The sequence below is a fragment of the Streptomyces sp. NPDC048434 genome, from assembly GCF_043200375.1.
Lineage (GTDB): Bacteria > Actinomycetota > Actinomycetes > Streptomycetales > Streptomycetaceae > Streptomyces.
Genome location: NZ_JBICXQ010000021.1, coordinates 124,952 through 138,910 on the forward strand (window position 1 = coordinate 124,952; position 13,959 = coordinate 138,910).

The following is a 13,959-nucleotide window of genomic DNA, read 5'->3' on the forward strand; positions in this document are numbered from 1 at the left end:
TGACACCACGACCGGTTCGTCGTGACGGTCTGACCGGTTCGCTGCCGAGGGCCTGACCGGTTCCCGTCAGCGCGTGACAGGATCGCTGTCATGACTACTCCTGACGATGGCCGGTTCTCCCCGAACGCCGCGACCCGTGCAAAGGCCGCCCTCAAGCGCGATCCCTGGGATCTCCCGGACGTCTCCGGCCTGGTGGTCGGTGTCCTCGGCGGCACCGGCGACCAGGGCCGCGGCCTGGCCTACCGGCTCGCCCGGGTCGGCCAGAAGGTGATCATCGGCTCCCGGGCCGCCGAACGCGCACAGACCGCCGCCGACGAACTCGGCCTGGACATCGAGGGCGCGGAGAACGCCGAATGCGCCCGGCGCAGCGATGTCGTGATCGTCGCCGTGCCGTGGGAGGGCCACGCCAAGACCCTGCAGGCGCTCCGCGAGGAGCTGGCCGGCAAGCTCGTCATCGACTGCGTCAACCCGCTCGGCTTCGACAAGAAGGGCGCCTTTGCGCTCAAGCCGGAGGAGGGCAGCGCCGCCGAGCAGGCCGCGGCCCTGCTGCCCGAGTCCCGGGTCACCGCCGCCTTCCATCATCTGTCCGCGGTGCTGCTGCAGGACCCGGAGACCGAGCAGATCGACACCGATGTGATGGTGCTCGGCGAGTCCCGCGCCGACACCGACCTGGTGCAGGCGCTGGCCGCCCGTATCCCGGGTATGCGCGGCGTCTTCGCCGGCCGGCTGCGCAACGCCCACCAGGTCGAGTCGCTGGTCGCCAATCTGATCTCGGTCAACCGGCGCTACAAGGCGCACGCGGGGCTGCGCCTCACCGACGTCTGAGCCGTACACCGGGGGCGGCGGCCGATGGACCGCCGACCGGTGCACACGGGGCATGGGGGACACTGGGGAGGACCGCACCACTCTCGACAGGAGCCGCTCCCATGCCCCTCTTGCCCCCGTCCGGCCCGGCCCGCCGACTCGCTCTCATGGCCCTCGCCGTGTGTGTCCTCTCCGTCGCCGCGGCCGTGGTCGCGTTCGCCGCGGGCAGCTTCGTCGGCATCGTCTGGATCCTGCTGGCGGGCATCTCCAGCAACATGGCGTGGTTCTACCTGCGCAAGGCGAAGCTTCAGCGGGCGCAGCAGGCCGGCTGAGCCCGGCCCCTCAGAAGAGACCGCCGCTCTGCGGCAGCTGCGGCTCACCCTGCCAGAACCGGAAGAACTCCTGGCCGAGGTAGGTGTCGAGCGAGGAGACGCCGAGGCCGCGCAGGATCGTGTTCACCAGCTCGAAGAACACCTGGTTGACCTCCGGGAGCCACAGCAGTCCGAAGACCGCCAGCAGTCCGAACGGCGCGAACGGCTCGACCTGCCGCCGCAGCTTGTGCGACAGCCACGGCTCGATCACCCCGTAGCCGTCCAGCCCCGGCACCGGCACGAAATTCAGGATCGCGGCGGTCACCTGCAGCAGCGCCAGGAACGCCAGGGCAAAACGGAACGGAGCGGGCACACCGGCCAGCCCGTGCAGCCAGAACGGCGCCGTGCACACCGCCGCGAACACGATGTTGGTCAGCGGCCCGGCCGCCGAGATCAGGCTGTGCCGCCAGCGCCCCTGGATCCGGCCCCGCTCGATGAACACCGCGCCGCCCGGCAGCCCGATCCCGCCCATGATCACGAAGATCACCGGCAGCACGATGCTGAGCAGCGCATGGGTGTACTTCAGCGGGTTCAGCGTCAGATAGCCCTTGGCCTCCACCGAGATATCGCCGCTGTGCAGCGCGGTCCGGGCGTGTGCGTACTCGTGCATGCACAGCGAGACCACCCAGCCGGACACCACGAACAAGAACACCGCGAAGCCGGTGTGCGCCGCGAGCGCTTCGCTCCACACGGCCCATCCCGACACCGCCATGACGGCGACGAGCGCGAGGAAGACCGGGCTGATGCGGCGATCGGCGCGGCGGATTGCAGTGGTCATCGTGCGGGGCTCCCGGGTGTCTGGTGAGGGGCAGCCATGACCGTAACCGCGTCACGGCGGCCGGCGCACGGTGGTGCGCCGACGGGCTCGTTCACGGACCCCTGCCCAGGACCCGATGCCCCGAAAACGACGCTCGGTGCCTGGGGAGTTCCGGCTTGAACGACAATGGGCCGGTGCGCTACGGAATTCTCGGCACCACCCAGGCCGACCGGGCCGACGGCACCCCCGTCGCGCTCGGCGGGCCACGCCTGCGCGCGCTGCTCGCGGCCCTCGCGCTGCGCCCCGGCCGGGCACTGTCCCCGGACGTGCTGATCGCCGACATCTGGGGCCTGGACCCGCCCGCCGACGCGGCCGGTGCGCTGCAGGCGCTGGTCGGCCGGCTGCGCCGTGCCCTGGGGCATGCCGCGGTCGCCTCGGTCGACGGCGGCTACCGGCTCTGCGCCGACGCCGACGCCGTCGATCTGCACCGCTTCGAACGGCTCGCGGCGGAGGGCGGCCGGGCGCTCACCGCCGCGGACGCGTCCGGCGCCGCCGCCCTGCTCGACGCTGCCCTGGCGCTCTGGCGCGGTCCGGCCCTCGCCGATCTTCCGGACGCGGGAGTCGAGGCGGCCCGCGCCGAGAGCCGCCGGATGGACGCCCAGCGCACCCGCCTCGCCGCCGACCTCGCCCTCGGCCGGGCCGACCGGGCGCTGCCCACCCTCCTCGCGCTGTGCCAGGACCACCCGCTCGACGAGCCCCTCCAGGCCCTGCGGCTGCGTGCGCTGCGTGCCGCGGGCCGCACGGCGGAGGCGCTGGCGGCCTACGAGGAGATACGCACCGGCCTCGCCGACCGCCTCGGCGCCGACCCGGGCCCCGAACTGCTCACCCTGCACGCGGAACTGCTCCGGCCGTCGCCGGAGCCGGGCCCGCCGCCCCTGCACCCCGCGCACACCCACCCGGCGCCCGGAGCCGCGGCCACCGCCCCTGCCGCATACGGCGGCACCGGCACGTCGTACGACACGGGGACCACGTACCGCCTCGGGGCCCCCTCCGGAACGGGAATGCCCCAGGCTCCCGGCACCCTCCACGCCCCCGGCACCGCGCACCGCCCCGGCGCCGCCCCCACCGCCGTCCCCGTCCCCTTCCTGACCCCGCCCCACCCCCGCCCCGGCAACCTCCGTGCCCGGCTCACCTCCTTCGTCGGGCGGGACGCCGAGCTGGCGGCGATCCGCGCCGATCTGGCCGAGTACCGGCTGGTGACCCTGCTGGGCCCCGGCGGCGCCGGCAAGACCCGGCTGTCGCAGGAGGGCGCGGAGACCGCAGCGGCCGCGCTGCCGGACGCCTGGCCGCACGGCGTATGGCTGGCCGAGCTGGCACCGGTGGACGATCCGCAGACGGTGCCCGAGGCGGTGCTGACCGCGCTCGGCGCCCGCGAGACCGTCGTCCGCGGCACCACCGCCGAGGGGCTGCGGGCCGCCTCCGATCCGACCGCGCTGGACCCGCTCGGCCGGCTCGCCGAGCACTGCGCGGGGCGCCGGATGCTGCTCGTCCTCGACAACTGTGAGCATGTGATCGGCGCCGCCGCCGAGCTCGCCGAGCGGCTGCTGGCCGACTGCCCCGGTGTGACGGTGCTGGCCACCAGCCGGGAGCCGCTGGCCGTACCGGGCGAGGTGCTCCGGCCGGTCGAGCCGCTGCCGGACCCCGTCGCGCTGCGGCTGCTCGCCGACCGCGGGGCGGCCGCCCTGCCCGGCTTCCGCGTCGACGCCGACGAGGAGACCACAGCGGCCTGCACCGAGATCTGCCGTCGGCTGGACGGGCTGCCGCTCGCCATCGAACTCGCCGCGGCCCGGCTGCGGTTGCTCTCGCCGCGCCAGCTCGCCGACCGGCTCGACGACCGTTTCCGGCTGTTGACCAGCGGCAGCAGGACCGTACTGCCACGGCAGCAGACGCTGCGCGCGGTCGTGGACTGGTCCTGGGAGCTGACCGACGAGCCCGAGCGGGCGGTGCTGCGCCGGCTGTCCGTCTTCGCCGGCGGCTGCGATCTGACCGCCGCCGAAGAGGTGTGCGCGGGCGACGGCGTCGACGGACGCGAGGTGGCCGGGCTGCTCGGCTCGCTGATCGACAAGTCGCTGGTGGTGGCGGCGCCGGTCGGCCAGGAACGCGGCGTCGGCCGCTCCGGTGGAGACGGTGTGGGCACCGGGGGACAGATGCGCTACCGGCTGCTGGAGACGGTGGGGGAGTACGCCGGCGAGCGACTGGACGAGGCGGGGGAGCGGGGCGGTGCCGAGCGCCGTCACCTCGTCGCCTACCGCGAACTGGCCCGTACCACCGACCCGTTGCTGCGCGGCCCCGGGCAGCGCTCCGGCATGGAGCGGCTGGAGCTGGAGCACGACAATCTGCGCACCGCGCTGCGCCGCGCCCTGGCCGCGCGCGACGAGCACGAGGCGCTGTGCCTGGTGTTGTCCCTGCAGTGGTTCTGGTCGCTGCGCGACCACCGCAGCGACGCCCGCCACTGGGCGACGGCGGCCGGCGCGCTCGGCCCCGACCCCTTCGGCCCGACCGCCGAACCGGCCCCCGACCTGCACGAGAGCCCCATCGACACCCCACCGCCGATGGCTCCCGAGCAACTGCTGGAGGCCCGCCGCGAGGTCCGGCTGGTCGCGCTCGCCGGCATGGACAGCGATATCGAGGTGATGCAGGATGCGGCGATGCAGCAGGAGCTGGCCGGGATGCTCACCGTCTACCGCACCGGCATGCCGCAGACCTGCAAGGTGCCCGGCGCGCTGTGGTACTACGCGGTGCTGCTCACCGGGCGGTTCGACGACCTGGCGCAGCTCGTCGACAGCGCGGTGCAGGCCTGCCGCGACTTCGGCTACGAGTGGGAGCTGGCCTACATCCTGCAGCTCCGCTCGAAGATCCTCAACGAACGTCCCCACGGGCTGGCCCAGGCGGCCCGCGATGCCGACGAGGCGCTGCACACCTTCCTCCGGCTCGGCGACGCCTGGGGCGCGGCCGAGGCGCTGTCGGGGCGCGGCGAAACCCATGAGAAGCGGGGTGCGTACGCGCTCGCGGGGCGCGACTACCGGGCGGCGATGGTGCACGCCGAGAACCTGGGGGCGCACGGCCAGACCCTGCTGCTGCGCTGCCGGCTGGGTGCCGTGCTGATCGAGGACGGTCAGGAGGAGACCGGTGAGCGGATGCTGCGCGAGGTGCTGGCCGAGGCCGCGAAGGGCAACAGCGGCCGGGACACCGAGCCGTTCGCGCGGCTGAGCCTCGCGATGTGGCTGACGATGAAGGGACATCTCCAGGAGGCGCGGGAGGAACTGCACGCGGTGCGCGGGATCTTCATCCCGCGCGCCCCCGACCTGTTCGCCGGAATGCTGGAGGCGTCGCTGATCGCACTGGATCTGGACGAGGGGCACCGCGACGAGGGGCTGCTGACCAGGTTCCGGACGGCCATGGACAGCATGCAGGGCTCCCTGACGCAGATGGTCGCGCCGGACCTTCCGGTGGTGCAACTCCTCACCGGCGCCCGGGTGTTGATGGCACTGCGCGGCGAGCCGGCGGGGCGGGACGCGGCGCGCCTGGTGGGGGCGTACGACGCGCTGCGGGCCACCAGCCATGTCCCGCCGCGGATCATCCGCGACAACCGGGCCCGTACCGAGGCGTCCGCGCGGGCGCTGCTGGGTGAGGCGGCCTATGCGCACGCGTACGCCGAAGGCGGCGGCCTCTCCCTCGGAGAAGCCGCCGCCCTCATCTGACGCGAGCCGGGCGAAAGGCCGTCCCGCAGGGAAGCCCCCTGCGGGACGCACGTCAGGTCTTCTTGCGGAACCTCGCCACCGCGAGCGGCATGGTGACGGCCGTGATGGCGACCGCCCAGCAGAGGGTGATCAGCGCCGGATGGGCCACCGCCCCCTGGCCGTTGATCAGGGCGCGGGCCGCGTCCGCCAGGTTGGAGAGCGGGTTGACCTCGGTGAAGCCCTTCAGCCAGCCGGGCATCTTCGTGGTCGGCGTGAAGATCGACGAGCCGAACTGCAGCGGCATCAGCACCAGCATCGCCACGCCCTGGACCGCCTGCGGGGTCTTCATGGAGAGTCCCAGCAGGATGAAGATCCACATCAGGGCGGCGCCGAAGACCGTGGACAGCACGATCGCGGCGAAGAAGGCGATCATGCTCCCCTTGATCTCCAGGCCCAGCAGAAAGCCCATGCCGAGCAGGATCGCGGTGGCGATCAGCATCCGGCCGATCTCGACGACGATCTTGGCGATCAGGACCGAGGACCGGGCTATGGGCATGGTCCGGAAGCGGTCCATGACGCCCTTGCGGAAGTCCTCGTTGACGCCCGTGCCCACCGCCATGGCGATGTTCATGCCCATCATCGCCATCATGCCGGGCACCAGATGCTGGACATAGGCGTGCTGATGGCCCTTGCCGGCGATGGCGCCGCCGAAGACGTAGGTGAACAGCAGGATGAAGATGACCGGCATCAGCAGGGCGTCGAACATCGACTCCGGGTCCTGCTTGATCTGCAGGGCGTTGCGCCGCACCAGCGCGCCGATGTGCCGCAGATTGGCGCGGACACCGATCCGGCCTTCGTCGGCGCCGGCCTTCACCCGTGGCGCCGTCAACGTCGCCGCACTCATGCTGATACCCCCGCGTACTGCTGGTCCCGGTCGTCCTCGGATGCCTCGGCCTCGGAGGTCTTCTGGCCGGTGATGGCCAGGAACACCTCGTCCAGGCTGGGCAGATGGGTGCTGATCCCGGCGAGCGGGATGCCCTCCCGGCCGAGCACATTGACCACCGCGGTCAGCTGCTCATCGCTGATGATCGGTACGTTGACCACACCCCCGTCGTGGTCAGCGGTGGCACCCGCGATGCCGTCCAGACCGGCTCGGGCGATGGCGCCAGCCATCCGGTCCAGCTCGCCGGGTTCCGACGGCCGGATCTGCAGCGTCCGCCCGCCGACCTTGGCCTTGAGCTCGTCGACCTGCCCCTCGGCGATCACCCGGCCACGGTCGATGACCGTCAGCTCGTCGGCCAACTGCTCGGCCTCTTCCATGTACTGAGTGGTCAGCAGCACCGTGGCGCCCTCGCGCACCATCCGCTGGACCTCCTGCCACACCTCGTTACGGGTGCGGGGGTCGAGGCCGGTGGTCGGCTCGTCCAGGTAGAGGACCGCCGGTTGGCCGATCATCGAGGCGGCCAGGTCGAGCCGGCGGCGCATACCGCCGGAGTACTTCGCCGCGGGTCGCTTGGCGGCCTCGGTCAGCGAGAACCGCTCCAGCATCTCGTCCGCGCGGCGGCGGGCGTCCTTGCGGGGCAGATCGAGCAGCCGCCCGATCATGTAGAGGTTCTCCCAGCCGGAGAGCTTTTCGTCGACCGAGGCGTACTGCCCGGTCAGGCCGATGGTGCGGCGCAGCGCGCGGGGCTGGCGCACCACGTCGAAGCCGGCCACGACGGCGCTGCCGGCGTCCGGCACGAGGAGGGTGGACAGGCACCGTACGAGGGTCGTCTTGCCGGCGCCATTGGGGCCGAGCACGCCGAGCACGGTGCCTTCCTTCACGTCCAGGTCCACCCCGTCGACGGCCTTGACCGCGCCGAAGTGCTTGACCAGACCGCGCACCTCCACGGCGTTGCCGCCCTTGGTGGTTATCGTCTGTCGCGTCATGACCCCTAAGGTGCCAGCCGCCACCGACAACGCACCGACAGGCCGCCGACAGCACGACCGACACCGCCGACGGCGCCAACGGCACGACCGTCAGCGGACCGGCACCACCCGTCGGCGCGCCCGGTGTCCCCGGCAGCGGCCCGGCACGGCAGGCCGTCGTCGCGCCGGACCGCCGGAGCCGGCAACCGGCCCCGCATACCCCATGGAACGGCGGCCGGAACAGTGTGTTCCGGCCGCCGGACCGAGTGTGCCGCGCGGTGCCCCGAGCGGTTGCCGCCTAGTGGAAGGTGTGCTCCGGGCCCGGGAAGCCGCCGCCGACGACGTCCTCGGCGAACGCCTTGGCCGCGCCGCCGAGCAGCTCACGCAGCTGGAGGTACTGCTTGACGAACTTCGGGACATGGCCGGCGGTCAGGCCGGCCATGTCGGTCCACACCAGCACCTGGGCGTCGCAGTCCAGGCCGGCGCCGATGCCGACGGTCGGGATGTGCAGCGACCGGGTGACCTCGGCGGCCAGCTCGGCCGGTACGGCCTCCAGGACGACCGCGAAAGCACCGGCGTCCTGCACCGCCTTCGCATCCCGCAGCAGCTGCTGGGCGGCCTCCTCGCCGCGGCCCTGTACGGGGTAGCCGCCGTAGGCGTTGACCGACTGCGGGGTCAGCCCGACATGCGCCATCACCGGGATGCCGGACGAGACCAGCAGCTCCACCTGGTCGGCGGAGCGCTCACCGCCCTCCAGCTTGACCGCGCCCACGCCCGCTTCCTTGACCAGCCGGGTGGCGTTGCGCAGCGCCTGCACCGGCCCTTCCTGGTACGAGCCGAACGGCAGATCGCCGACGACGAGCGCGCGCTTGGTGCCCCGGACGACCGCCGCGGACAGCAGCGTGATCTCGTCCATGGTGACCGGCACGGTGGATTCGTAACCGAGGTGGCAGTTGCCCATCGAGTCACCGACGAGCAGAACGGGGATGCCGGCCTCGTCGAAGACGGAGGCGGTCATCGCGTCGTAGGCGGTGAGCATCGGCCACTTCTCGTCGCGCTCCTTGGCGGCGGCGATGTCCCGGACGGTGATCCGGCGCGACCCCGAGCCCCCGTACAAAGACTTGGCAACCGGCTTCTGGGCAGGCGAAAGCTGCGTCATGGTGACGGCTCCTGTTCGTCATCTCGAGGCACCCTGACGGTGTCCCCGGACTCCCCTCCATGCTGGCACGGCCCGCGTACAAGGAAAAGGGGAGCGGGTGTGACCGGTCTCCCTTCGCCCGGACGACGGGACTCGCCCGGCGGGTTTTCGATACGGAACGGCCCCGTATCGATAGCTGCTTAGGGTGCCGGCATGGCCACCCCCTCCAGTACTCCGGGCGCTGCGCAGGCCCGACAGATCCCGGAACGTATCCACCGCCGCCGCTGGGCGGTCCTGTCCACCCTCATGCTCAGCCTGCTGATCGTGGTGCTGGACAATTCGATCCTCAACGTCGCCATGAAGACGATCGCGACCCCGGCTCCCACCGGCCTCGGCGCCACCCAGAGCGAGCTGGAGTGGGCGATCAACTCCTACACGCTGGTCTTCGCCGGTCTGCTGTTCACCGCGGGCCTGCTCGGCGACCGGCTGGGCCGCAAGAAGACGCTGCTCTTCGGCCTGGCCGTCTTCGGCGCCGGATCGGTGCTCGCCGGAGTGTCCGGATCGCCCGCCGAGCTGGTCGCCTTCCGCGCGCTGATGGGGCTGGGCGGCGCCTTCGTGATGCCGTCCACCCTCGCCATCCTGATGAACGTCTTCGAGCGGGACGAGCAGCCCAGGGCGATCGGCATCTGGGCCGGCGGGGTGGGTCTGGCCATCGCGGTCGGCCCGATCGCCGGCGGTCTTCTCCTCGACCACTTCTGGTGGGGCTCGGTCTTCATGATCAACGCCCCGATCGTGGTGATCTCGCTGATCGCGATGGTGGTCCTGGTGCCCGACTCCCAGGACCCCGGCCCCGGCCGGCTGGACCCGTTCGGGGTGCTGCTGTCCGTCGTCGGACTCGTCCTGCTGGTCTACGGCATCATCAAGGGCGGTCAGCTCGCCGACTTCACCGACCCGCAGGTGGTCGGCGCGATCGCCGGCGGCCTGGTGGTGCTGATCGTCTTCGTGGTGCACCAGAAGCGCAGCGACCACCCGTCCATCGACATCGGCTACTTCCGCAGCCCCGCCTTCTCGGCCGCCATCGTCGCCATCGCGCTGGTCTTCTTCGCGCTGATGGGCGTCGCGTTCTTCACCGTCTTCTACATCCAGAGCGTGCGCGGCTACACCCCGCTGCAGGCCGGAATGCTGTTCCTGCCGCTGGCCGTCGCCCAGACGGTCTTCGCGCCACGGGCCCGGCTCGCCGTGGACCGCTATGGCGCCCGCGCGGTGTGCACCTTCAGCATGTTCGTGGTGGCCACCACCATGTCGGGCCTGCTGCTGCTGGACACCGACACCCCGATCTGGGTCCTGGAGGCGCTGTTCTTCCTGCAGGGCGTCGGCACGGCGCACATCATGCCGCCGGCCACCGTCGCGGTGATGCAGGCGCTGCCCCGGGAGAAGGCCGGCTCCGGCTCGGCCCTCAACAATGTCTTCCGGCAGGTCGGCGGCACCCTCGGCGTCGCCGTCCTCGGCTCGCTGCTGTCCACGAGCTACCGCGACGGTATGCAGGACAAGCTCGACGCGCTGCCGGGCGTACCGGCCGCCGCCCGGCACGCGGCCGGTGAATCCATCGAGGCGACCCACGGCCTCGCGGACTCGATGGGCCCGGCGGGCCGGTCGCTGATCGCCGCCGCCGACGATGCCTTCATCCACGCCATGCACATCACCGCGCTCGGCTCGGCCGCCGTCGCACTGGTCGGGCTCGTGGTGGCCGCGGCCTTCCTGCCCGGCAAAACGGCACCGGTGCCGCAGGCGGCGGAGCCGCAGGAAGAGCGGAAGGCGGGCGTGCAGCGATGAGCCGGGCGGCGGGGGACTCCGAGGTGGCGGCGGCCGGGGAGCGGCCGGGCCCGGCGGCCCCCGGGCGCCGCGGCCGGCCGCGCAGCGCCGCGGCCGACTCCGCCATCATCGAGGCCGTGCTGCGCCTGATCGAGGACGGTGCCTCCATAGGTGAGCTGTCCATGGAGCGCATCGCCCGCGAGGCCGGCGTCGGCAAGGCCACGGTCTACCGCCGCTGGGCCGGCAAGAGCGCCCTGATGCTCGATGTGATGCGCTCCCTGGACGTCCCGAGCCCGCCGCTGGACGGCACCTCGGTACGCGATGACCTCGTCGCCCTGCTGGAATTCCTGCGCCGCCGTGGACTCGCCAAGCGCAGCTCAGCGCTGCTGCGCACCCTCGTCAGCCACGTCCAGGCGCAGCCCGGGCTGTGGGCCGAGTACCACGAGACGGTCCTGCGGGCCCGCCACGAGACGCTGCTCGGGGTGCTCCGGCGCGGGGTGGCGAGCGGCGAGATCCGCACCGACCGGGACCTGGAGACCCTCGCCGATCTCTTCGTCGGCCCGATGCTCGCCCGCGCCCTCCTCCACGAGTGGCAGGAACTGCCCGAGAGCCTCCCGGGGGACATCGTCGACATGATCCTGGAGGGCGTACGGCCGGCGGCGGACCGGGCCGCGGGCTGAACGCCGCGCGCCGGCGGCGGTGTTGGGTGCAGGGGCGGATCGGCCCCCGGAAATCCGTGCGTACACACCGCCGTATGACCGGACCATGCCCGTTCTGTCACAGCCGTTGTCACGAACCCCCGCGGCCGGAACCCCGACCCGTCACCGCGCCGTCCTCACTTCTAAGAAAGCGCATTACGGGCCATCGCCTAGGGTCGGAGACCACAGGTGAGGCGCAGCGAAGCAAGGTAGTGAGGACAGCTAAATGGCGCAGGCATACATGACGGAGCCGGGACAGGGGCACAACCCCGGGCAGGCCGGTTCCCGGGCCGGACGCCTGCGGAACTGGTGGCGTCCCGAGGGCATGTGGCGGCGCGGCATCGTGCTCGCGGTGCTCGCGGTCCTGCTCGGCCTGCTGATGATGCTGCACGCACAGATCCCCAACACCGTGGGAAACCTGGGCAGTCTGCTGGAGACCTTCCTGCCGTGGCTGGGGCTGGGCGTCCCGCTGCTGCTCGTCGCCGCGGTGCTGCGCCGCTCGGCGACCGCGCTCCTCGCGCTGGTGCTGCCCGTCTTCGCCTGGGTCAATCTCTTCGGCGGGCAGCTCACCGACAAGGCCGGCAACGGCGGCAATCTCACGGTCGCCACGCACAACGTCAACGCCGACAACCCCGACCCGGCGGCCACCGCCAGGGACATCGTGGCCTCCGACGCCGATGTGGTGGCCCTGGAGGAGCTGACCGGTGACGCCCTGCCCGCCTACCGGCAGGGTCTGGCGAAGGCGTATCCGTACCACACGGTCGAGGGCACCGTCGGGCTGTGGAGCAAGCGCCCGCTGTCCGATGCGAAGCCGGTGGACATCAAGATGGGCTGGACCCGCGCGCTGCGGGCCACCGTCACCGCCGCCGACGGCCAGAAGTTCGCGGTCTATGTCGCGCATCTGCCGTCGGTGCGGGTCAAGGTCGAGGCGGGCTTCACCGCCAACCAGCGCGACGGCAGCGCCGCGGCGCTCGGCGAGGCGATCGCCGCCGACCCCGAGAAGAAGGTCATGCTGCTCGGCGACCTCAACGGCACCATGAACGACCGCTCGCTGGCCCCGGTCACCTCCCAGATGCGCTCCGCCCAGGGGGCGGCGGGCGACGGCTTCGGCTTCAGCTGGCCGGCCGCGTTCCCGATGGCCCGGATCGACCAGATCATGATGAAGGGGATGGACCCGGTCAAGGCCTGGGTGATGTCCCCGACCGGCAGCGACCATCTTCCGGTCGCGGCGTCGGTGAAGATCTGACCAGCGCCGACGCACTGCCGACGGTGATCTGACGCGCGCTTGTCACGCCCCGTTCCCACGCCGGAATACTGCGCCTGAGAGACTTTGTTCCGTAAGAGAACTTAACCGACTTACGGTCCACGCGCTGCGTGCCCGCCCGCACGCAAAACCCTGGAAGGTCTTTCATGCCCTTGGCTCTGCTCGCGCTCGCGATCTCGGCCTTCGGTATCGGCACCACGGAATTCGTGATGATGGGCCTGCTGCCCAATGTCGCGGACGATCTGGGCACCTCGGTGCCCACCGCCGGCTACCTCGTCTCCGCCTATGCCCTCGGCGTCGTCATCGGCGCCCCGCTCCTGACCGCCCTCGGCTCCCGCATCCCGCGCAAGCGGATGCTGGTCTGCCTGATGGCGGTCTTCACGGTCGGCAACCTCGCCTCCGCCCTGGCCCCCACCTTCGGTCTGCTGATCGCCGGCCGGCTGCTGGCCGGGCTCCCGCACGGTGCCTTCTTCGGCGTCGGCGCGGTGGTCGCCGCCCGGCTGGTGCGCGAGGGCCGCCAGGCCCGCGCGGTCGCCACGATGTTCCTCGGCCTGACCGTCGCCAACATCATCGGTGTCCCCGCCGCGACCCTCATGGGCCAGCAGCTCGGCTGGCGCGCCACCTTCCTCGTCGTGGCCGCCATCGGGCTGGTCGCCATGGCCTCCCTGGCCCGGCTGATCCCCCCGCTGCCGGCCGAGGAGCGCACCGGTCTGGGCAGCGAACTGCGGGCGCTGGGCAACCGCCAGGTGCTGCTCGGCCTGCTCACCACCGTCTTCGGCTTCGCCGGGATCTTCGCCGTCTACAGCTACCTCGCGTCGATGATGACCGAGGTCACCGGCTTCGCGGCGGGCTCGGTCCCGCTGGTCCTCGCCCTCTTCGGCATCGGGATGACGCTCGGCGCACTCGCCGCCGGCCCGCTCACCGACCGGGCCCTGCGACCGACCCTGTACGGCTCGCTGGCCGCGCTGGCCCTCGTGCTGGCCGCCTTCCACTTCACCGCCCAGGTGAAGTGGGCGGCGCTGGTCACGGTCGTCGTCATCGGCGCCGTCGGCTTCCTGACCACCACCCCCCTCCAGATGCTGGTCATGAAGAAGGCGCAGCAGGCCCCGACCCTGGCCGCCGCCTCCAACCAGTCCGCCTTCAACCTCGCCAATGCCGGCGGCGCCTGGGTCGGCGGCCTGGCCCTGGCCGGCGGCTGGGGCTGGACCTCCCCGACCCTGGTCGGCGCGGTGCTGGCCGCCCTGGGCCTGGCCGTCGCCGTCGTGGCCGGTCTCCTGGACCGCGGCGCCCACGACGCCTCCCGGATCGTGGCCCGCAGCGGCGAGGCGGCGGTGGAACCGGCCGCGGGCACCGGCGTGCCGGCCGGTGACCACATCGGCTGACCGCCCGCGGTGGCCGCCGAGCGAGCCGAGTACGGACAACGCGGGACACCCAGGGCCTCCCCGGCCCTGCGGTGTCCCGCGTGAC

Annotated in this window: 11 protein-coding genes; 7 read left to right on the top strand and 4 right to left on the bottom strand. The window is 72.2% G+C overall.

The genetic code is table 11. The annotated features are described in order from the left end of the window. Nucleotides 1-90 precede the first annotated feature (90 nt). Together npdG and ACGFWI_RS24560 are read left to right on the top strand one after the other, a co-directional pair. Entirely contained in the window at nucleotides 91-825 is a 735-nt protein-coding gene (gene npdG / locus ACGFWI_RS24555; RefSeq protein ID WP_393908156.1) for an NADPH-dependent F420 reductase, read from the top strand. A 101-nt stretch (nucleotides 826-926) separates the two neighbouring features. After that, nucleotides 927-1,136 carry a hypothetical protein gene (locus tag ACGFWI_RS24560; protein WP_393908157.1) on the top strand — a complete coding sequence of 70 codons (210 nt, stop codon included), beginning with the start codon at nucleotides 927-929 and terminating at the stop codon, nucleotides 1,134-1,136. 10 nt (nucleotides 1,137-1,146) lie between these two features. Here the strand turns inward: ACGFWI_RS24560 and ACGFWI_RS24565 are convergent, their stop codons facing one another. Next, nucleotides 1,147-1,953 carry a site-2 protease family protein gene (locus ACGFWI_RS24565; protein ID WP_393908158.1) on the bottom strand — a complete coding sequence of 269 codons (807 nt, stop codon included), beginning with the start codon at nucleotides 1,951-1,953 and terminating at the stop codon, nucleotides 1,147-1,149. A 155-nt stretch (nucleotides 1,954-2,108) separates the two neighbouring features. Between ACGFWI_RS24565 and ACGFWI_RS24570 the strand changes: the two genes are divergently transcribed. Next, nucleotides 2,109-5,693, top strand: coding sequence for a BTAD domain-containing putative transcriptional regulator (locus ACGFWI_RS24570; RefSeq protein ID WP_393908159.1), 3,585 nt, complete (start codon nucleotides 2,109-2,111; stop codon nucleotides 5,691-5,693). Nucleotides 5,694-5,745: 52 nt separating this feature from the next. Here the strand turns inward: ACGFWI_RS24570 and ACGFWI_RS24575 are convergent, their stop codons facing one another. The 3 genes from ACGFWI_RS24575 to panB form a co-directional block, all read right to left on the bottom strand. Beyond that, on the bottom strand, nucleotides 5,746-6,576 hold the full coding sequence (locus ACGFWI_RS24575; RefSeq protein ID WP_393908160.1) for an ABC transporter permease: 831 nt from the start codon (nucleotides 6,574-6,576) through the stop codon (nucleotides 5,746-5,748). After that, complete coding sequence (locus tag ACGFWI_RS24580; protein WP_393908161.1) at nucleotides 6,573-7,601, bottom strand: ATP-binding cassette domain-containing protein; 1,029 nt, start codon at nucleotides 7,599-7,601, stop codon at nucleotides 6,573-6,575. The genes ACGFWI_RS24575 and ACGFWI_RS24580 overlap by 4 nt, the downstream gene beginning before the upstream one ends. Nucleotides 7,602-7,878: 277 nt before the next feature. Next, on the bottom strand, nucleotides 7,879-8,739 hold the full coding sequence (panB, locus tag ACGFWI_RS24585; protein ID WP_393908162.1) for a 3-methyl-2-oxobutanoate hydroxymethyltransferase: 861 nt from the start codon (nucleotides 8,737-8,739) through the stop codon (nucleotides 7,879-7,881). A gap of 192 nt (nucleotides 8,740-8,931) precedes the next feature. Here panB and ACGFWI_RS24590 point away from each other — a divergent pair, with 192 nt between their 5' ends. From ACGFWI_RS24590 to ACGFWI_RS24605, 4 genes are all read left to right on the top strand, one after another. Further along, on the top strand, nucleotides 8,932-10,551 hold the full coding sequence (locus ACGFWI_RS24590; protein ID WP_393908163.1) for an MFS transporter: 1,620 nt from the start codon (nucleotides 8,932-8,934) through the stop codon (nucleotides 10,549-10,551). Further along, nucleotides 10,548-11,210, top strand: a complete 663-nt coding sequence (locus tag ACGFWI_RS24595; RefSeq protein WP_393908164.1) for a TetR/AcrR family transcriptional regulator — start codon at nucleotides 10,548-10,550, stop codon at nucleotides 11,208-11,210. The genes ACGFWI_RS24590 and ACGFWI_RS24595 overlap by 4 nt, the downstream gene beginning before the upstream one ends. A gap of 259 nt (nucleotides 11,211-11,469) precedes the next feature. Next, nucleotides 11,470-12,474, top strand: a complete 1,005-nt coding sequence (locus ACGFWI_RS24600; RefSeq protein ID WP_393908193.1) for an endonuclease/exonuclease/phosphatase family protein — start codon at nucleotides 11,470-11,472, stop codon at nucleotides 12,472-12,474. A 164-nt stretch (nucleotides 12,475-12,638) separates the two neighbouring features. Further along, nucleotides 12,639-13,874, top strand: coding sequence for an MFS transporter (locus tag ACGFWI_RS24605; protein WP_393908165.1), 1,236 nt, complete (start codon nucleotides 12,639-12,641; stop codon nucleotides 13,872-13,874). The last annotated feature ends 85 nt before the right edge of the window (nucleotides 13,875-13,959 follow it).